The sequence below is a fragment of the Actinoplanes sp. NPDC051411 genome (assembly GCF_040682075.1).
Classification (GTDB): Bacteria; Actinomycetota; Actinomycetes; order Mycobacteriales; family Micromonosporaceae; genus Actinoplanes.
Map to the genome: position 1 here is coordinate 37,272 of NZ_JBFBAD010000062.1, position 19,706 is coordinate 56,977.

General features: G+C 69.7%; 13 protein-coding genes and 5 tRNA genes. 9 read left to right on the forward strand and 9 right to left on the reverse strand.

Going from position 1 to position 19,706, the window contains the following annotated elements; translation table 11 throughout:
* The first annotated feature begins 70 nt into the window (after nt 1-70).
* From AB0M88_RS30345 to ligD, 3 genes are all read left to right on the forward strand, one after another.
* Entirely contained in the window at nt 71-1,879 is a 1,809-nt protein-coding gene (locus tag AB0M88_RS30345) for a diguanylate cyclase (protein WP_364108244.1), read from the forward strand.
* 73 nt (nt 1,880-1,952) lie between these two features.
* Entirely contained in the window at nt 1,953-3,665 is a 1,713-nt protein-coding gene (locus AB0M88_RS30350) for an acyl-CoA dehydrogenase (RefSeq protein ID WP_364108286.1), read from the forward strand.
* Nucleotides 3,666-3,676: 11 nt separating this feature from the next.
* The gene (gene ligD / locus AB0M88_RS30355) at nt 3,677-4,636 is read left to right on the forward strand and encodes a non-homologous end-joining DNA ligase (protein WP_364108247.1); all 960 of its coding nucleotides are present in this window, start codon (nt 3,677-3,679) and stop codon (nt 4,634-4,636) included.
* A gap of 267 nt (nt 4,637-4,903) precedes the next feature.
* Here ligD and AB0M88_RS30360 read toward each other — a convergent pair whose 3' ends face one another.
* Nucleotides 4,904-5,212 carry a hypothetical protein gene (locus tag AB0M88_RS30360; protein WP_364108249.1) on the reverse strand — a complete coding sequence of 103 codons (309 nt, stop codon included), beginning with the start codon at nt 5,210-5,212 and terminating at the stop codon, nt 4,904-4,906.
* 478 nt (nt 5,213-5,690) lie between these two features.
* Nucleotides 5,691-6,542: a CDP-alcohol phosphatidyltransferase family protein gene (locus AB0M88_RS30365; protein WP_364108251.1), complete on the reverse strand. Its 852-nt coding sequence runs from the start codon at nt 6,540-6,542 to the stop codon at nt 5,691-5,693.
* Between the two features lie 217 nt (nt 6,543-6,759).
* On the opposite strand from AB0M88_RS30365, the gene AB0M88_RS30370 reads away from it, so the two are divergent.
* Nucleotides 6,760-7,557, forward strand: a complete 798-nt coding sequence (locus tag AB0M88_RS30370; RefSeq protein ID WP_364108253.1) for a DUF6745 domain-containing protein — start codon at nt 6,760-6,762, stop codon at nt 7,555-7,557.
* A 249-nt stretch (nt 7,558-7,806) separates the two neighbouring features.
* Here the strand turns inward: AB0M88_RS30370 and AB0M88_RS30375 are convergent.
* The 5 genes from AB0M88_RS30375 to AB0M88_RS30395 all read right to left on the reverse strand — a co-directional run bounded on the left by AB0M88_RS30375 (nt 7,807) and on the right by AB0M88_RS30395 (nt 8,305).
* A tRNA-Met gene (locus AB0M88_RS30375) sits at nt 7,807-7,881 on the reverse strand.
* Between the two features lie 2 nt (nt 7,882-7,883).
* Nucleotides 7,884-7,956 (reverse strand) — tRNA-Lys (locus AB0M88_RS30380).
* A 5-nt stretch (nt 7,957-7,961) separates the two neighbouring features.
* Nucleotides 7,962-8,035: transfer RNA gene (locus tag AB0M88_RS30385), tRNA-Arg, on the reverse strand.
* A gap of 11 nt (nt 8,036-8,046) precedes the next feature.
* A tRNA-Ala gene (locus AB0M88_RS30390) sits at nt 8,047-8,119 on the reverse strand.
* 112 nt (nt 8,120-8,231) lie between these two features.
* Nucleotides 8,232-8,305: transfer RNA gene (locus AB0M88_RS30395), tRNA-Trp, on the reverse strand.
* 690 nt (nt 8,306-8,995) lie between these two features.
* Between AB0M88_RS30395 and AB0M88_RS30400 the strand changes: the two genes are divergently transcribed.
* The 3 genes from AB0M88_RS30400 (at nt 8,996) to AB0M88_RS30410 (ending at nt 13,031) form a co-directional block, all read left to right on the forward strand.
* Nucleotides 8,996-9,433 (forward strand): hypothetical protein, encoded by a 438-nt coding sequence (locus tag AB0M88_RS30400; protein ID WP_364108255.1) that lies wholly within the window; start codon nt 8,996-8,998, stop codon nt 9,431-9,433.
* Between the two features lie 79 nt (nt 9,434-9,512).
* A complete protein-coding gene (locus AB0M88_RS30405) occupies nt 9,513-11,189 on the forward strand; it encodes an AMP-binding protein (RefSeq protein WP_364108257.1) in 1,677 nt (558 codons plus the stop codon).
* A 60-nt stretch (nt 11,190-11,249) separates the two neighbouring features.
* Nucleotides 11,250-13,031 (forward strand): glycosyltransferase family 39 protein, encoded by a 1,782-nt coding sequence (locus tag AB0M88_RS30410; RefSeq protein ID WP_364108288.1) that lies wholly within the window; start codon nt 11,250-11,252, stop codon nt 13,029-13,031.
* A 172-nt stretch (nt 13,032-13,203) separates the two neighbouring features.
* Here the strand turns inward: AB0M88_RS30410 and ileS are convergent, their stop codons facing one another.
* Complete coding sequence (ileS, locus tag AB0M88_RS30415; protein WP_364108259.1) at nt 13,204-16,314, reverse strand: isoleucine--tRNA ligase; 3,111 nt, start codon at nt 16,312-16,314, stop codon at nt 13,204-13,206.
* Between the two features lie 27 nt (nt 16,315-16,341).
* Nucleotides 16,342-17,961 carry an AMP-binding protein gene (locus tag AB0M88_RS30420; RefSeq protein WP_364108261.1) on the reverse strand — a complete coding sequence of 540 codons (1,620 nt, stop codon included), beginning with the start codon at nt 17,959-17,961 and terminating at the stop codon, nt 16,342-16,344.
* Nucleotides 17,962-18,025: 64 nt separating this feature from the next.
* Here AB0M88_RS30420 and AB0M88_RS30425 point away from each other — a divergent pair, with 64 nt between their 5' ends.
* Nucleotides 18,026-18,841 (forward strand): LuxR C-terminal-related transcriptional regulator, encoded by an 816-nt coding sequence (locus tag AB0M88_RS30425; RefSeq protein WP_364108263.1) that lies wholly within the window; start codon nt 18,026-18,028, stop codon nt 18,839-18,841.
* Between the two features lie 2 nt (nt 18,842-18,843).
* Nucleotides 18,844-19,488 carry an alcohol dehydrogenase catalytic domain-containing protein gene (locus tag AB0M88_RS30430; RefSeq protein ID WP_364108290.1) on the forward strand — a complete coding sequence of 215 codons (645 nt, stop codon included), beginning with the start codon at nt 18,844-18,846 and terminating at the stop codon, nt 19,486-19,488.
* Nucleotides 19,489-19,706: the final 218 nt, after the last annotated feature.

A 19,706-nucleotide genomic window follows, 5' to 3' on the forward strand; every position in this document is an offset into this window, starting at 1 on the left:
CAGGTGCCATGCCCGATTCGGTTCAGTTCTGCACCCGGCTGCCGATCACAGCCCCTGAGGAGGGCAGGTCATGCGCTTGCGGAACTGGATCGCCGTGGTCGTCAGCGTCATCCTGCTGGCCGCCGCGGGAACCATCGGTTTCCTGGTCAACCGCTCGGCGCTGCGGGCGGCCGACGCGGTCCACCGCGCCGACACCACCGCCCTCGGGACCAACAACGGCACGCTCACCGGGCAGATGCAACTGCTCTCGGCCAAGGGGCTCGACTCCCTCGCGGAGAGCCAGAGCTTCAGCCTCAGCGCCGGCAACAGCGGCGACCGGGCGACATTGCAGGCGTTTGCCGCCAAGAGCGGCACCTTTTCGTACGGCGTACTGATCACCGACCTCACCGGCGCGGTGCTCAACGCGAGCCGCGACACCGGTCTGCCAACGCTGACCGACCCCGGCTGGGAACCACTGCGCAAGTCGCTCGCCGCCGGCCGGCCCGGATTCTCGTCGATCATGACGGTCAACGGCGTACACCTGGAGGCCGTGGCGGTGCCGATCGTGGTCAGCGGGGCACCGGTCGCGATCCTGGTCGGCCTCAACAACGTGGCCGAGACCGACCTGCAGAAATACACCCTGACCCTGAAGTCGGACACCTTTCTCACCACGATCGTCGACTCGACCGGCACGGTGGCCGCGTCCGGTGACCCGCGACTGCTCGGCACCAAGATCGACCCGGCCGTCCGGGCCGAGATCGCCAAGCGGCCGGCCAGCGCGTTCCTGCGCTACACCGCGCTCGACAACACCAAGATGATCGCGATCGTGATCGGGAACCTGCCCGGTGGCTGGGCGTACGTGCGGTCGCAGACGCAGTCGTCGTACGACGGCGCGGTGCACAGCAAGAGCCAGACCCTCAACCTGACCCTGCTCGCCATGCTGCTCATCGGCGTGGCCGGCATCGCGGTGCTCGGCTACCGCGGCTCGCTGCAGCGGCGCCGCGCCCACCAGCGGTTCGAGGCCCTCTTCCAGCACGCCCCGGACCTGGTCTCGGTGCTCGACGCGCACGGGCGGATCGCGTACTCCAGCCCCAGCGCGATCGCCACGCTCGGCTTCGGCGGCAACGGCCTGGTCGGCGACAGCGTCTTCGACCTGGTCCACCCCGAGGACCGGCCGATCATGGTCGAGCAGTTCGGCCGGTTGCTGGCGTCCCGGGACGCGGTGCTGCGGCTGCAGTGCCGGGTACGCTCGGCCGACGGGCGTTACCGCTGGTTCGAGTTCACCGCGTCCAACCAGATGCAGAACCCGTCGCTCAACGGCGTGGTGATCAACGCCCGGGACATCTCGGAGACCCGAGCCTTCCAGGAGCGGCTCGCCCACGAGGCCCAGCACGACGCGCTGACCGGCCTGCCCAACCGGCGCCGGATGCAGGACGTGCTCGATTCGACCCTGCGGCAGGACGCGGTGGCGGTGCTCTTCGTCGACCTCGACGGCTTCAAGCCGGTCAACGACGCGCACGGCCATGAGGCCGGCGACGAACTCCTGCGCCAGGTGGCGCAAAGGCTGAGTGCTTGCGTACGCGAGCAGGACGTCCTCGCCCGGGTCGGCGGCGACGAGTTCGTCGTTCTCATGCCGGGCGTCCTCGGCTGGGAGGACGCCGAGTCGATGGCCGACCGCATCCGGCGCGCGGTGGAGCAGCCGTTCGTGATCGACGGCGGCGAGGTGCTGATCGGAGCGAGCGTCGGCCTGCACGTCGGCGCTCCGGCCGAGGACGCCGACGAGGTCCTGCGCGCGGCGGACCATGCGATGTACACCGAGAAGAAGTCCGGCAACGGCCGGCGCAACCGTGCTACCCCGGTCCATTCGGTGCGGGCAGGACGGCATCGCGCCGAGGCCTGAGACGGCACACTGGAGTGGCTCCAGTGAAAAGCCTCTCTACTGAACGGGCGGTGCCGTTGTGGCCTCCAAGGTTATGTCCCGGCGTGATCTCGACTTCCTGCTCTACGAGTGGCTCGACGTCGAGGCCCTGACCAAACGGGAACGGTTCACCGAGCACTCACGAGAGACGTTCGACGCGTTCCTCGACCTCGCGGCCCGGATCGCCGAGCAGGACTACGCCCCGCACAACCGCAGGAGCGACCTCGAGGAGCCGACCTTCGACGGCACGCGCGTCCACGTGATCCCCGAGGTGGGAGCCGCCCTGAAGACCTTCGCCGACTCCGGCCTGCTGTCGGCCGGCTTCGACGAGGAGCACGGCGGCCTGCAACTGCCGCAGGTCGTGCTGCGGGCCTGCGTCATGTGGGTGCAGGCGGCCAACATCGCCACCTCGGCCTATTCGATGCTCACCATGGGCAACGCGAGCCTGCTGCTCGCCCACGGCACACCGGAGCAGGTCGAGCGGTTCGTCAAGCCGATGCTCGAGGGCCGGTTCACCGGCACGATGTGCCTCTCCGAACCGCAGGCCGGCTCGGCGCTGAGCGACGTGCTGACCCGGGCGGTCCCGGCCGGCGACGGCAGCTACCGCATCACCGGCAGCAAGATGTGGATCTCGGGTGGGGACCACGAGCTCACCGAGACCATCGTCCACCTGGTGCTGGCCCGCGCCGAGGGGGCGGTGGCCGGGGTCAAGGGCCTGTCGCTGTTCGTCGTGCCCAAGCACATCGTCGGCGAGGACGGCACGGTCGGCGAGCGCAACCGGGTGTCGCTGGCCGGGCTCAACCACAAGATGGGCTACCGCGGCACGACCAACGCGGTGCTCGCCTTCGACGACGCCGTCGGCTACCTGGTCGGCCAGGAGGGTCACGGCCTGGCCTACATGTTCCACATGATGAACGAGGCGCGGATCGGGGTCGGGGCGGGCGCGGTCGCCCTCGGCTACACCGGCTATCTGCACGCGCTCGACTATGCGCGCGAGCGTCTGCAGGGCCGGCCGCTGGCCGACAAAGACCCGACGGCCCCTCCGGTGCCGATCGTCGCCCATCCCGACGTACGCCGCATGCTGCTCGCCTCCAAGTCGTACGTCGAAGGGGGTCTCGCCCTCGTCCTCTACTCCGCGAAGCTGCTGGACGAGCCGTCGGACGAGAACACGCTGCTCCTCGACGTGCTGACACCGATCGTCAAGGCGTGGCCGTCACAGTGGTGCCGGCTGGCCGACGACCACGCCATCCAGGTGCACGGCGGCTACGGCTACACCCGCGAATATCCGGTCGAGCAGTTCTACCGCGACAACCGCCTCAACTCGATCCACGAGGGCACCGACGGCATTCAGGGGCTCGACCTGCTCGGGCGTAAGGCGATCATGAAGGGCGGGGCCGGGCTCACCCTGCTCCTGGACCGCATCCGTGCCTCCGCCCGCTCGGTTCCGTCCGACCTCGGCTCGCCGGTGCTCTCCTTCTGCGACCGCCTGGCTTCCAGCACGCGGCGGCTCTGGGCCGACGGCGACCCGCAGGTCGCGCTGGCCAACTCCACGGCCTATCTCGAGGCGGCGGGGCACCTGGTCATCGCGTGGATGTGGTTGTCGCAGGCCGCGGCCACCTCCGACAAACCGGGCGACTTCTACGAGGGCAAGCGGCTGGCCGCGCGCTACTTCATCACCCACGAACTGCCCCGCATCGGTCCCCTGCTCGACCTTCTGGACCGGCGCGACACCCTGCTTGCCGATCTCGATCCGGCCTGGTTGGGCTAGGTTCTTTTGATATGGCCGGTTCATCGCCCGCGACGACCGTCGAGGTCGACGGATACGAGGTGCGCGTCTCCAACCCGGATCGCATCTACTTCCCCGACCTCGGCCTGACCAAGCTCGACCTGGTCCACTACTACCTCTCGGTGGGCGACGGCATCGTCCGGGCGCTGCGCGAGCGCCCGTGCATGCTGCACCGCTTCCCCGACGGCCTGGCCGGCGAAAAGGTGCACCAGAAGCGGGTGCCGCACGGCGCGCCGCCCTGGCTGGAGACGGTCCGGGTGAAGTTCCCGCGCTACAACCGGCACGCCGACGAGCTGTGCGTGACCAAGCCGGCCGACGTGGCGTGGGCGGTCCAGATGTCGACGGTCGAGTTCCACCCGTGGAACTCGCGCCGAGCCGACACCGAAAAACCCGACGAATGGCGCATCGACCTCGACCCGATGCCGGACTGCCCGTTCGACCGGGTTCGCCTCGTGGCCGGAGTGGCCCATGAGGTGCTCGACTCGCTCGGCATCACCGGCTACCCCAAGACGTCAGGCGGGCGGGGACTGCACGTCTACGTGCGCATCGAGCCGCGCTGGGGCTTCTCGGACGTACGCCGGGCCGCGCTCGCCTTCGCCCGCGAGGTCGAACGTCGCGCCCCCTCCGACGTGACCACGACCTGGTGGCGCAAGGACCGCGACCCGACGAAGCTGTTCGTCGACTACAACCAGAACGCCCGCGACCACACGATCGCCAGCGCATACTCGATCCGCGGCGTCCCCGCCGCGACCGTCTCCACCCCGATCACCTGGGCCGAGATCCCCGACGTCGACCCGCGCGACTTCACGGTCAAGACGGTCCCGGCCCGCTTCGCCGAACTGGGCGACCTCCACGCCACCATCGACGACCAGCCGTTCACCCTGGAACAGCTGCTGGAGTGGGCGGCGCGCGACGAACAGGCCGGCCTGGAGGGCCCGGCCGACGCCGACTAGCCCGAAGCCCACGACAAGCCGATCCACAACCCCGACAAGACCAGCACCGCGCCCGGGCGGTTCCGACCAGGCGGCACCGCGTGCCGTCGGAGACGAGCTCGCAGCCGGGCCATCGACCTGGTCGCTGTCGAACCTCGGGGTGAACATCCATGAAGCGTGCCGTGGGCCCACGCCGGCTTGGAGACGCGTGCGGGCTTCATCGAGCGGCAACGGCGACCTCGGTGCGGCGGCAACCGTGCAACCATCCCCGGACGATGCCGGCCACGGTCAGTGCCGGCTGCCGGTCAGCTTGGCGATCTCCTTGATGAACCGGTCACGGTCACCGACCACAAAGCGGATCTCCAGGCCGAGCTTGGTAGTGACCAGCAGGCCGTTGGGGATGATGCCCATCGTGCGGGTCCGGCGCACCTCGACGATCTCGTCGATCGGAATCTCCAACGGCTCCGGCAGCCGGTTGAAAGTATGCGCACGAAACTCCAGCCCGGCCCGGCTCAGCGTGAGCCGCCCGCCGACCGCCTCGGCACCGCGCCACAGGTTGGCGCTGGCGGTCACCAGGATGCCGTCATCCTCGGACATGTATCGATCCCACCCAAGATCAGCTGTAGTGGACGGACGTTACTAGCTCCCGCCCCGCCAGGCGACCCCGCGTGGGGCCTACAACTTACCGGCGCTCCGCCAGGTCCCACCCAGCGCCGTCCACTTAGGCCTCAGCCCGCACCACCCGCGCCAGCACGCCCCGCCCGGCTCGGCTGGCCCGGCTCGCTCGGCTCGGCTCGGCTCGCTGGGCTCGGCTCGGCGACACCCTCGCAGGCCGCGAAGCCGGCGGGCAGCGGCGGGCACATCAACCGGGCCGTGGAAGGTCACTCGTCCCCACGGTCGGGCTGTTCGGCGCGAGACGACTCCGAGCGAGCCGAGCCAGCGGCACGAGAGCTGCTTGCCGCGAGACGAGCAGCGATTGGGGCCGCGCCGCTACGGGTCACTCGCTGACCTCAGAGCGCCGCTAGACGACCACTAGCGGGCGGGTTGCGGTTGGGGGCGGCGTATCCGCGTACGGCTAAAAGGTGGCCGGGAGGGCCTCGGTGGGCTGGGGTGGCAGGAGGTCGCGGTCTTTGATCGCGGCCTCGAGTTGGGCCGGGAAGGCCTGGGTGTGGCGGTAGAGCTTGTAGATCAGCCAGGCCTCGAAGACCAGCAGGAGCGAGCCGGCGGTGATCGTGACCGGGATGAGCCAGCCGGTCAGGGGGGCGATGATGAAGACGGTCATCTCGTATTCGATGCCGCTGAACAGGTGGGTGCGGATGCGGTTGTTGCGCAGGGCGTCGCCGACCCGGCGTTTCAGGGAGGTCGATGCGTCGGCCGGGATTTCCGGGGTCTCGCTCGCCTCGGGGTCGTCGACCGCGCCTCGGGCCTCGGCCAGGCGGTCGCGCATCTCGGTGCGGACCTTGGTCATCTGGGAGCCGTTGAGGTAGCGGAAGAGGTCGAGGAAGATGACGACGGCCAGGAGCCAGAGGTAGATGTCGCGGTCGGTGCGCAGATATTGGCCGCCGAACAGGGTGAGGGCGCAGGCGAAGACGCGGAGCCGGTCGAAGACGAAGTCGAACCAGGCGCCGAACAGGGAGCCGGTGCCGTTCAGCCGGGCGATTTTGCCGTCCATGCAGTCGACCACGAAGCTCACGTGGAACAGCAGCGCACCGGCGACCAGCCACCAGCGGGTCTGCTGGGCGAAGCAGGCGGCCGCGGCGAGGCCGAGGATCGTCGCGACGGTCGTCAGCATGTTCGGGGTGATGCGGCGGTGCGGCGCCACGATCCGGACGAGCCGGGAAGCCAGCGGGTCGACCAACAGGACGGTCCACCAGGCATCCCGCGGCTTGTAGGTGCGCTCGCGGATCTCCTGCAAGGTCACGTTCACCGGCGGCACTTTAGAACGCGATGCTTTGAATCCGCTATGGCGACCGATCCTGATCACAACGAAAGGGTGCTGGTCACGGCCGTTTCCCCTGCGGTAACCCTGAATCCACCGCTGATGTGACGTTGATCTCATTTAACTCGTTTGCCACATCGGTTGTGCTTCCCGATCATGGTCGCATGACTTTCTCGCACCGGAAGGGCGCGTTCGCCCTGGCGCTTTGATCGCCGCCGCGCGATCGACGACCGCGCTTCTCACCCAGATGTGGCAGCAGGCGGAGAACGTCCGCCGCGAGTGGCTCGAGGTGGGTCTGTCCACCGAGCCGGCCGATCGCTCCACCACCGAAGAAATCCTGGCCGCGGTCTATGCCCGGCACCGGCGCGGTCGCCCGGTGTTCCGCTGGGTCGACTCCCCGCATGCCGCGCTGCCCCTTCTGCGGGGTCTGCCCACGCATGCCTCACTGATGTCCCTGGTCCGCGCGCCGGTGGTCGGCAAGGCCCCGTTGGCGTCGGACATCGCGGCCGGGCTGTCCCGCCTGCGAAGTGATCTGGACGACCGGGTGCTCGACCCGCCGCTCGACCGTCCGCCGTTCAAGCGCGAGAAGAACCAGCCCTGGCCGTCGTTGCCGCCGCTGGAGGCGCTTCGGGTCAGGGTCCCGTTCCTGGAGATCGTCCGGCAGGGGGTCCGGGACGGTCTGTGGCGAAGTCTCGGCCGCGGAACTTATCTGCCGGTGCGGGGTGCGCTCGGCGCGCCGGTCCCGGTCGGATGGTACGGGAATCAGGACGCGTCCTGGATCGCCTACTTCGAGGCGCTGCGGGCGATGGGGCTCGCGCAGTATCCGGCCTCGTTCGATCGATGGGTCGCGCTGACCCGGGCCGCCGGATGGTGGTGGCCCGGAGAGCGCGAGTGCGTGCTCGTCGAGCGACCCGTCGAATTGAGGGTGTCGCCGGTGCCGGGCGGACTGCACGGTGAAGTGGCCCTCGACCGTGTCGTCTACCGCGACGGCTGGTCTGTCTGATCAGTTTCTGGCGTGCCGTCCTCCCCGTGGAGGGCGGCACGCACCGATCAGTGGGCGTGGCCAGCTTGTGGACCTGAGCCTTCGGAGAGCGGCCGCGGCCGCTCGGTGCGCCGGCTCTGGAACGCCACGCCGAAGCCAGCGCCCGACGGCACGTCGTAAGAGAAGGCGGTCGGGTCGCCGGCCACGGCCGTCCCCCGATCCGCGCGTTGTCGCCGGCCTCGACGCCAAAGACAGCCCGGGGGATCTTCGTTGCAGGGACGGGATTTGAACCCGCGACCTCGGGCTTATGAGGCCCGCGAGCACTCCGAGCTGCTCTACCCTGCGAGTGCGCCACCGGGGACTCGAACCCCGAACCAGCCGCTTAAGAGGCGGATGCTCTGCCAGTTGAGCTAGTGGCGCCTGCGTACCCCTGGGGAGGTTCGAACTCCCGCCCTCCGGATTCGTAGTCCGGCGCGCTGTCCAGCTGCGCTACAGGGGTGTGTGATGCCGTGGACCCGGCCGGCTTCGAACCGGCTGCCTCCCGCTTGCAGGGCGGGCGCTCTCCCGAATGAGCTACGAGCCCGGGTGACGGCGTCGGCGCGTTGGCCGGGTAGCGCAAGTAGTCCCGTCCAGCGAGCCGTAGCCAGCCCGCGTCCGATGCCGTCGGCTATTTAATTGTTTTTATAAATGGCGCGCACGGGCGGCAGGAATTGAACCCGCAACACACGAATTTGGAAGCCGTTGCTCTACCGGATTGAGCTACGCCCGCAAGCTTGGAGACGAAAAAGCCGCCCGTCCCACAGGGGGAGGGCGGCAGCGGAAGCCGTTGCGGCTTCAGCTGTTATGCCAGCTCACTCCTGGGGTGGACCACTTCCGCGCTCGTCGCAGGCGCTTGGCAGCGAGGACGACCTGATCGGCGGCCTGCCACATCATTGACTTCCCCTCTCGTGCGCTCCAGCGTTGAACGAGACAAACATTAGTGCCTGTGCGCGGTCGCGGCAATCCTTTTATCGCCGCAATTTGATTGATCGGGGAATGGGGCTGTTGGACGGCCGCTGCCCTCCCCCACCCCGGCACTGGGTGGGGACCAGTCAACCACCCAGGTCTGACATTTCTCTGCCGTCATCCACAGCTCTCCGCCGTCATCCGCCGCCGGAGACGCACGACCACGCGACACAGGCAGGCCGCGCGACGCGGGAAGGCGACGCGACACCGCCAGACCGCACGACACGGCCAGACCGCACGGCCAGAGCACGCGACATGGGCCGGACCGCGCGACGCGGGCCAGACCACACGACACGGCCAGGCGAGGCGACACGGCCCGGCCACGGGACTCGACCAGGCCACGGGACGGCCCGGGAACGGGTTCAATGCGGTTGCGGAGTTCGGCTCATCGTCCGCCGGCGGCCGGGCCTGCCGATTCGACTGGTAGGAAGCCCACCGAACGGAGGAGAGCCCGATGATCGACCTACTGCAACAGACCAGCCTGTCGACGACGCTCACCGTGCGCCTCCAGGTGGTCAGCGCCAACTCGGGGCGGCCGCTGCACGGATGCCCGGTTCGGCTGTGGCGCTGCGACGAGCGGCCCTGCGGCGACCAGCGGCGGGCCGGCGGTGCGGTCGAGGTCCGGATCAGCGACAACTTCGGGTGGACCGAGTTTGACGGGCTGCTGCCGGCGGCCGGCCCGGGGCGGTGGCCGCACCTGCACTTCGACATCCACGGGAAGGCCGGGCGGCTCGCGCTTCCTGGGGACTGCTCCCCCGCGTACGCCTCAAGCAGCTTGATCGGCAGCGACCTCGCCGTCGCCTGCGGCGTGGGTGAGCCTCTTTTGATCGCGTCGGTGACCGGGGACGAGCGCCGCGGGCTGGTCGCGACCCGCACGTTGAACGTGGGATAGATCTTCACCCCCGGACGGGGGTAGCGCCGCGGCCCCGGGCAGCGAAGGCTGTCAGGAAAGCTCGGCTAGGAGACTGACCATGACAGCGACCCGGGGCACGACCGCGTTCCGCGAGGCCCGCGACTTCCTGATCGCCCACCGCGAAAACTATGCGGAGGCCGTCGACCGGTTCGACTGGCCGGAGCTGGACGAGTTCAACTGGGCGCTCGACTGGTTCGACGTGATCGCCGAGGGTAACGACAGCCCGGCCCTGTGGATCGTCGAGGAGGACGGGTCGGAGCAGCGGTTCTCGTTCGCCGAGATGGCGCACCGCTCCGACCAGGTGGCCTGCTGGCTGCGTGCTCAGGGGGTCGAGCGCGGCGACCGGATCGTGCTGATGCTCGGCAATCAGGTCGAACTGTGGGACACCATCCTCGCGGTGATGAAACTGGGCGCCGTGCTCATTCCGGCCACTCCCCTGCTCGGCCCGGCCGACGCCGCCGACCGGGTGGGCCGCGGCGGCGCCAAGCATGTGATCGCCACGGCGGCGGCGGCGAGCAAGTTCCAGCAGGACGGCATCACCCGGATCGCGGTCGGCGACGCCGTCGAGGGCTGGCTGCGTTTTCACGACGCCTACGCCGTCTCGGAAGAGTTCGAGCCCGACGGCGTGACCAAGGCGAGCGACACCCTGCTGCTCTATTTCACCTCGGGCACCACGGCCCGTCCCAAGCTGGTCGAGCACACCCACGCGTCCTACCCGGCCGGGCACATCTCGACGATGTACTGGATCGGCCTGGAGCCGGGCGACGTGCATCTCAACATCTCCTCGCCCGGCTGGGCCAAGCACGCCTGGAGCAACGTTTTCGCGCCCTGGAACGCCGAGGCGTGCGTGTTCATCTACAACTACACGCGCTTCGACCCCGGCCGTCTCATGGCCGAGATGCAGCGCTGCGGCGTGACCAGTTTCTGCGCGCCGCCGACCGTGTGGCGCATGCTGATCCAGTCCGACCTGTCGGAGCTGCGCACCCCGCCGCGGCTGGTCGTCGGGGCCGGTGAGCCGCTCAACCCCGAGGTCATCGAGCAGGTCCACAAGGCGTGGGGCGTGCTGATCCGCGACGGCTTCGGCCAGACCGAGACCACCGTGCAGATCGCCAACTCGCCCGGCCAGCCGGTCAAGCCCGGTTCGATGGGCCGGCCGGTGCCGGGCTACACGATCGAGCTGATCGACCCGCTGACCGGTTCGCCGGCCGGCGAGGGCGAGATCTGCGTGGCGCTCGAGCCGCGGCCGCTCGGCCTGATGGTCGGCTACCACGGCGATTCCGCGCTGACCGCTGAGCGCATGACCGGCGGTTACTACCACACCGGTGACGTCGCATCCCGGGACGCCGACGGCTACATCACGTACGTCGGGCGCACCGACGACGTGTTCAAGGCGTCCGATTACCGGATCTCGCCGTTCGAGCTGGAAAGTGTGCTGCTCGAGCACGAGGCGGTGGTCGAGGCCGCGGTGGTGCCGTCGCCCGACCCGCTCCGGTTGGCGGTGCCGAAGGCGTACATCGTGCTGGCCTCCGGTTGGGAACCCGATGCGGCGACCGCGGAGGCGATTTTCGCTTACGCGAAGGAACACATGCCCCCGTACGCGCGGATCCGCCGCCTGGAGTTCGCCGACTTGCCGAAGACGGTCTCGGGCAAGATCCGCCGGGTGGAGTTGCGTGCGGCCGAACGGGAGAAGCACGCCGACTCTTCCGCCACGCCGCTCGGAGAGTTCACCGGCTAGATTGGCGCGGTGCTGCGACGCCTGAGTTTTCTCCTGGCCGTTGCTGCGCTGCTCGGCGGGATGGCGTTCGCCATGGTCACCGAGGCGGTGCAGCAGTCGCCGACGATCGACGAGCCGGTCTACGTCGGCAGCGCGGTGGTCTACGAGCAGCAGCACGGCCTGCGCTACAACCCGGAGCATCCGCCGCTGGGCAAACTGGCGATGGCGGTCGGCCTGGGCTTCGAGCACGCGGTTCTGGACCCTTCGTTCAACCAGAACCAGACGCTGCTCGGGCGGCGTCTGCTCTACGAGAGCGGCAACAACCCGTACCGGCTCATGCTGGCCGCCCGCATCCCGATGATCGTGCTGACGCTGCTGTTCGGGCTGGTGGTGTTCGGCTTCGCCCGCGACCTGGCCGGGCCGTGGGCGGGGCTGATGGCGCTGGTGCTCTACGCCTTCGACCCCGACGTGCTCGCCCACGGCTCGCTGGCCACGCTCGACGTGCCGGCGGCCGGGCTGCTGCTGACCACCTTCTGGATGCTGTGGCGGGCCCGGTCCCGTCCCGGGCTCTATCTGCCGCTGGCCGGGATCGCCCTGGGCGCGGCGCTGGCGACCCGGGCGAGCGCGCTCCCGATGGTGCCGCTCGTCCTGGCCCTGTCGTTGCCGGCGGTGCGGCGCCGCTGGTGGGTCCGGGTGCTCGCGGCGGTCGGGGTCGGCGCGATCGCGGTGGCGGTGGTGTGGGCGGTCTATCTGGCGGTCGACCCGTCGCTGCGGTGGGTGACACCGGCCGGGGTGACCAACCCGGGCGGGCTGCGCGGGCTCGCGGTCGACCTGCTGCCGTTCCCCCAGCCCTACCGGGACGGGGTGCTGATCCAGTTCCAGTTCGAGTCGTCGAGCTTCAACGGGTTCCTGCTCGGCCACGCCTATCACGGGCGGCTCTGGTATTACCTGCCGGTCGCGCTGCTGATCAAGACGCCGCTGGGGTTGCTGGCGTTGTGGGCGGCCGGCGCGGTGACCATGCTGGTGCGGCGGTCGTTGCGGGTGGCGGCGCTTTACACGTTGCTGCCGTCGCTGGTGCTGTTCCTGGTGGCGATGACGGGCGCCCGCGACTTCGGCACCCGCTACGTCATCTTCATGCCCATGTTCATGACAGTGGCGGCGACGACCGTCCTGACCGTTCGGCGGCGGGCGGTCGTCGGGCCGACGGGCTCGGTGGTCGCGGTTCCGGCTTCGGAGTCGACATCGGGCGCGGATGCGGGCGCGGGCTCCAGCTCGGGTGCGGGTGCGGGTGCGGGTTCGGGAACGGGGTGGGGGCGGCCGGCCGTCGATCACCTGGACGGGGCGGGCGACGAACGTCATGAGGTGGGGGACGACAGTGACCACGCCTCGGTCGAAAAGGCGGGGGCGGCCCGGTCTGCGGTTGAGGGGCGGTCGCCCCGCGTACGAAAAATGGTGCTGTTGCCGACGCTGGCGTTGGTTTTGTTCGTGGCCGTGAGTTCCGCCCGGGTTTTTCCGTATTTTCTGCCTTATTCCAACGAGGCGTTCGGCGGGCCGGCCAAGACGCACCTCAACCTGCACGACGCCAATGTGGACTGGGGGCAGGATCTCGCGCGGCTGGCGACCCGGCTGAAGGATCGCTATCCCGGACAGCCGGTCTGGTTGGTCTACAAGGGCAGCGGCGTGCCGGAATATTACGGCATCCGGGGCCGCGACCCGCTGACCGCGTCGAACGACGAGGTGCACGGGCTGCTGGTCGTGTCGGATTCGCGGGTGGCGCTGGCGACCGGGCAGCTCAAGGTGCTGATCGACAGCAGCACCCCGATCGACGAGGTCGGCTATTCGATCACCATCTATCGCCGCTGAGCGGTCACTCGGTCTCGAAGCCGATGGGCCGGGCACGCGCTGTGACCGCCACTCGCGGTCGTCCGCTCCGGGGGTCCAGGGCGCCGGTTCGGCCGTGAAGCCCATGCCGGCCTCGCCCATCGACTCCCACGCACCCGAGCATCGCGGGTGCGTGGGGTCTTGTGCAACGTGGTCAGGCGGAGCGGAGCCAGAAGGTCAGGCCCAGTTCGGGCTCCTCGTGGGGCTTGCCGTCCCAGGCGGGTTCGCCCGGGCCGAATGTTGTGGCCAGCACCTCGTCGGCGATCAGGTCGCGGTGTTCGGCGAGGGCTTCGGCGGTGTCTTCGCGGGACGCCGAGTAGCGCAGCTCGATGCGGTCCGACACTTCGAGCCCGGTGGCCTTGCGGGCCTCCTGGATCAGGCGGATCGCGTCGCGGGCCAGGCCGGCCCGCTTCAGCTCCGGCGTCAGGCGCAGGTCGAGGGCGACCGCCGCGCCCGACTCGGAGGCGACCGCCCAGCCCTCGCGCGGGGTTTCGGTGATGAAGACCTCGTCGGGGGTGAGCTCGATCGTCTCGTCGCCGACCGTCAGCGACGCGGTGCCGTCGGCGAGCGAACGCTTCAACGCCGCCGCGTCGGCCGCGGCGATCGCGGCCGCGACTTCCTGCACCCGCTTGCCGAAACGCTTGCCGAGCGCGCGGAAGTTGGCCTTGGCCGAGGCGTCCACCAGCGACTGTTCCATCGGCAGGACCGTGCCCACGTTGAGCTCGGACGCGATCTCGGCGATCAGCTCCGGCCCGAGCTGGTCGAGGCCCTGAGCCGAGGCCAGCGCGCTCGACAGCGGCTGCCGGGTCTTGACGCTCGACTCGGCGCGGGCGGTGCGGCCGAGCTCGACCAGCCGCCGGGCGAGCGCCATCTGGCCGGCCAGGTTTTCATCGATGAGGGCGGCGTCGGCCACCGGGTAGGACGCCAGGTGGACCGATGAGGCGGCGGCCGGGTCGACCGCGACGACCATGTCCTGCCAGACCTTCTCGGTCAGGAACGGCGTCAGCGGCGCCAGCAGCAGCGTCACCGTGCGGAGCGTCTCGTGCAGGGTGGCCAGGGCGGCCGGGTCGCCGCGCCAGAAGCGGCGGCGGCTGCGCCGGACGTACCAGTTGGAGAGGTCGTCGACGAAGGCGGCGAGCAGCTTGCCCGTCTCGTGGGTGTCGAAGGCGTCCATCGCCGCGTCGACCGCGCGGACCAGCGTGTGCAGCTCGGAGAGCAGCCAGCGGTCGAGGACCGGGCGGTCGGCCGGGGCGGGGTCGGTCGCCGACGGCGACCAGCCGGCCGTACGCCCGTACAGCGCCTGGAAAGCGGCGGTGTTCCAGTAGGTCAGCAGCGTCTTGCGCACGACCTCCTGAAGCGTGTTGTGCCCGACCCGGCGGGACGACCAGGGTGAGCCGACCGCGGCCATGAACCAGCGCACCGCGTCGGCGCCGTGCCGTTCGAGCAGCGGGATCGGCTCGAGGATGTTGCCCAGGTGCTTGGACATCTTGCGGCCGTCCTCGGCGACGATGTGCCCGAGGCAGACCACGTTTTCGTAGGCCGAGCGGTCGAAGACCAGGGTGCCGACCGCCATGAGCGTGTAGAACCAGCCGCGGGTCTGGTCGATCGCCTCGGAGATGAACTGCGCCGGGTAGCTGTTCTCGAACTGCTCCTTGTTTTTGTACGGGTAGCCGAACTGGGCGAACGGCATCGAGCCCGAGTCGTACCAGGCGTCGATCACGTCGGGCACCCGGGTCGCGGTCTCGCCGCACGACGGGCAGTCGAAGGTGATCTCGTCGATGAAGGGCCGGTGCGGGTCGAGGTGCTGGAGGTCCTTCTTCGCCAGCGTGCCCAGTTCAGAGAGCGAACCGATGCAGGTGAGGTGGCCGTCGGAACAGCGCCAGATCGGCAACGGCGTTCCCCAGTAACGGGAACGGGACAGCGCCCAGTCGACGTTGTTGTCGAGCCAGTCGCCGTACCGCCCGTATTTGATGGTCGACGGCTGCCAGTTGGTGCGCTCGTTCTCCCGCAGCAGCTTCTCGCGGATCGCGGTCGTCCGCACGTACCACGACGGCTGCGCGTAGTAGATCAGCGGCGTGTGGCAGCGCCAGCAGTGCGGGTAGCTGTGCGTGTACGGCACTTCGCGGAACAGCCGGCCGCGGCGCCGCAGGTCGTCGACGAGCGCGGCGTCGGCGGTCTTGAAGAAGACCCCGCCGACCAGCGGCACCTCGGGCTCGAACGTCCCGTCGGGGCGCACCGGGTTGACCATCGGCAGCCCGTACGCCCGGCAGGTCGCGAGGTCGTCGGCGCCGAACGCCGGCGACTGGTGGACCAGGCCGGTGCCGCTCTCGGTGGTCACGTAGTCGGCCAGCACCACGTAGTGCGCGTCGGGCACCTCGACCAGGTCGAACGGCCGCTGATAGGCCCAGCGCTCCATCTCGCGCCCGGTGAACGACTCGCCGGTCGGCGTGAAGCCCTCGGGGACCAGTTCCGCGGCCACGACGAGGTTTTCCGCGCCGTCCGAAACCACCACGTAGGTGACCGACGGGTTGACCGCGACCGCCGTGTTGGAGACCAGCGTCCACGGCGTCGTCGTCCAGACGAGCAGCGAGGCGCGGCCGGCCAGCGGGCCCGAGGTGAGCGGGAAACGCACGTAGACCGAGGGGTCGATGTCGTTCTCATAGCCCTGGGCCAGCTCGTGATCGCTCAGCGCGGTCTGGTCACGCGGGCACCAGGGCGCCACGCGGAAGTCTTCGACCAGCAGGCCCTGGTCGAAGATCTGCTTGAGCGACCACCACACCGACTCGATGTAGTCGGGGTCCATGGTGCGGTAGGCGCCGTCCATGTCGACCCAGTAGCCCATGCGCTCGGTCAGCGCGGCGAACGCGTCGGTGTGCCGGGTGACCGACTCGCGGCACTTGGCGTTGAACTCGGCGATCCCGTACGCCTCGATGTCCTGCTTGCCGGTGAACCCGAGCTCCTTCTCGACCGCGAGCTCGACCGGCAGGCCGTGGCAGTCCCACCCGGCCTTGCGGGCGACGTGGAAGCCCTTCATCGTCTTGTAGCGCGGGAAGACGTCCTTGAAGACCCGGCTCTCGATGTGGTGCGTGCCGGGCATGCCGTTGGCGGTCGGCGGGCCCTCGTAGAAAATCCAGTCCGGCCGGCCCTCGGTCTGCTCGAGACTGCGGGCGAAGACGCTGTTGGCGTGCCAGAAGTGCAGCACCTCGTGGTCGAGGGCGGGCAGGTCGACCTGCGCGGGCACGGGCCGGTAGCTCGGATTTTTCACCCGACCACCTTATCCAGGCGTTCGGATCTAGGCGTTCCGGACCGCGGCGGCCTCCTCCAGGCCCAGGATGCCGACCGCCTGCTCGCGCATCTCGACCTTGCGGACCTTGCCGGTGACGGTCATCGGGAAGCCGTCGACGATATGGACGTACCGCGGGATCTTGTAGTGGGCGAGCCGGCCGGTGCAGAACTCGCGCACGGCCTCGGCGGAAAGCGGCTGCGCACCGGCTCGAAGGACGATCCAGGCCATCAGCTCCTCGCCGTACTTCTCGTCCGGAACGCCGATCACCTGCACGTCCGCGACGTCGGGATGGGTGTAGAGGAACTCCTCGACCTCGCGCGGGTAGACGTTCTCTCCGCCCCGGATGACCAGGTCCTTGATCCGGCCGACGATGTTGAGATAGCCGTCGGCGTCCATCGTGGCCAGGTCGCCGGTGTGCATCCAGCGGGCCGCGTCGATCGCGCCGGCCGTCGCCTCGGGCTGCTCCCAGTAGCCGAGCATCACCGCGTAGCCGCGCGTGCACAGCTCGCCCGCCTCGCCGCGGGGCAGCACCAGGCCGGTCGCCGGGTCGACGATCTTGGACTCCAGGAGCGGCATGACGCGGCCGACCGTCTCGGTGCGGCGGGCCAGGTTGTCGTCCGGGCGGGTCATGGTCGACACCGGGGACGTCTCGGTCATGCCGTAGCAGATCGCGACCTCGGTCATGTTCATCTCGGCGACGACCCGCTTCATCACCTCGACCGGGCAGGGCGAGCCGGCCATGATGCCGGTCCGCAGGCTGGACAGGTCGTAGTCGGCGAAGTCGGCCAGGCCCAGTTCGGCGATGAACATGGTCGGTACGCCGTACAGGGAAGTGATGCGTTCCGTGGCGACGGCCCGGAGGGTCGCCGCCGGGTCGAAGCCGGGTGCCGGGAGCACGATGCAGGCCCCGTGGGTGGTCGCCCCGAGGTTGCCCATGACCATGCCGAAGCAGTGGTAGAGCGGCACCGGCAGGCAGACACGGTCGTGCTCGGTGTAGTTGACGAGCTCGCCGACGAAGTAGCCGTTGTTGAGGATGTTGTGGTGCGAGAGCGTCGCGCCCTTGGGGAACCCGGTCGTGCCCGACGTGTACTGGATGTTGATCGGGTCGTCGAAGGCGAGCGTCGCCGCCCGCGCGTCAATGCCCGATTTATCCCCGGCGAGGAAGAGCTCATCGAACCCGTCCGTCCCGATGAATATGGCCTTGTCGAAGCCGATTTCCCCGATCATCCCGCGGTAGTCGCTCGTCTTGAACGACACCGCGCTGATCAACAGGCGCATACCGGACTGCGTGACCACATAATCCAGCTCATGCGTCCGATATGCCGGATTGACATTCACCAGGATCGCGCCGATCTTGGCCGTCGCGTACTGCGTGAGAACCCACTCGGCGCAGTTCGGCGCCCAGATGCCGACCCGGTCACCCTTCTCGATGCCGCGCGCGAGCAGGCCCCGCGCCAGCCGGTCGACGTCGGCGTCGAAGGCCGCGTACGTCCAGCGGCGTCCCGACGCCACGTCGACCAGCGCCTCCCGGTCGCCGAAGCGGACCACGGTGCGTTCGAGGTTTTCCCCGATCGTCTCGCCGAGCAGGGGCAGATCGGAGATGCCGGAGGCGTACGACGGCTGCATTTCCGCAGCATGGCCCGGTCGGCGGAGCCTGGCTACCCCCGTTCGGGGGTGCCATGCTGGCAACGTGCTCGAAACAGCTCTGCAACGCATTCGACGGGCCTCCGGGCTGCCGGTCGCGTTCGGCGGCCTGGTGTCGGCCGACGGGCGCTCGATGCGGCTGACCGACTTCGCCGGCACGACCACGCTCGCCCTCAACGGCCTGGTGGTGAGCGCGGGCAACGGGCTCGGCGGCCGGGTCGTGACGACCGCGCGGCCGGGCCGGGTCGAGGACTACGCGGCCGACCCGCGGATCAGCCACGAATACGACGCGCCGGTCACCACCGAAGGGCTGCGAGCCATCGCGGCCGTGCCGGTGGCGATGGGCGGCCCGGTGCTCGCGGTGCTCTACGCCGGAACCCGGGCGCCGCTCTCCGTCGGGGCGCGGGCGCTCGACGCGATGGGGCAGGTCGCGGTGCGGCTGGGCACCGAGCTGACCGTCCGCCGGGAGGTCGCGCGACGCCTCGCCGAACTGGAGACCGCGGCCGCCCGGGGACGCCCGGACGCGACCACAGCCGAGTGGGAGAACGTGCGGTTGGCCCACGCGGACCTGCGTACGCTCGCGGCCGAAACCGACGATCCCCGCCTGCGCCGGCGGTTGCAGGAGATCTCCGCCCGCCTGGCCGGCGAGGCCGCGCCGACCTCGCTGAATCCCCTCTCCCCGCGCGAACTCGACGTGCTCGCCATGGTCGCGGTCGGCTGCGGCAACGCCGAGGCGGCCCGGCGGCTCGGCCTGCTGCCCGAGACCGTCAAGAGCTACCTGCGCAACGCGATGCGCAAGCTGGGCACGCACGGCCGCATGGAGACCGTGGTGGCCGCCCGGCGGCTAGGCTTCCTTCCGTGATCATGCAGCGGGTGGTGGCCGGCCCTTCCGGCGTGTCGACCATTGATGCGGACGTGCCCGCACCGGGCCCGGGCGAGGTGCTGGTGCGCACGGTCCTCGCCGGCATCTGCGGCTCGGACACGCACGCGCTCGCCGGCCGGCACCCGTTCATCGACCTGCCCTATCTCCCCGGCCACGAGGTCGCCGGGGTGGTCGAGGCGACCGGTCAGCGGGTCGTGCTGGAACAGTTCCTCCCCTGCTGGGAGTGCAAGCAGTGCCGCGCCGGCCGGCCGAACGTCTGCGAGGTGACGATCCCGCTCCCCCGGATCCAGGACGCCCAACTCCGCCTCCAGGGCAGCGCCACCTACCTCCCGGACGACTTCACCGAGGCCATGCCGCCTGCTCTCCACCGGCCAGGTCGTCATCGACGACCTCATCACGTCGGTGCGGCCGCTGAGCGAGGCCGCCGCGGCCTTCGCCGAGGCAAGCTCCGGCGATCACGTCAAGGTCCTGCTCAAACCGGCTTAGAAGTACGCGTCGTCCATCCGCTCGCGGCCCGTCGGTTCCCGCCGGCTGCAACACCGGGCCGTCCGCCCCCGCCGGCCCGGCCTTTCCCCACCCAGGGCGAACCACTGCAACGCCCCACCGCGGCGGCTCTCCGGCGGTGAACTCACCTGTTGTGGATGATCCGGCGGCATCGACAGTCCTGGCCGAGGTGCTTCCGGGGATCGCGGTCGTCTTCGGTGAGGTCCCAGCCGGACCCAGCGCGATCTGATCGACTTCGGTCTCGTGCCGTCCGCCGGGCCGGCGCTGGCCATGGTCGCCCTTCAAATGCAGCTGAGCGAGATCACGGGCCTGGTCAGAACCAACATCGCGCTGACCAACC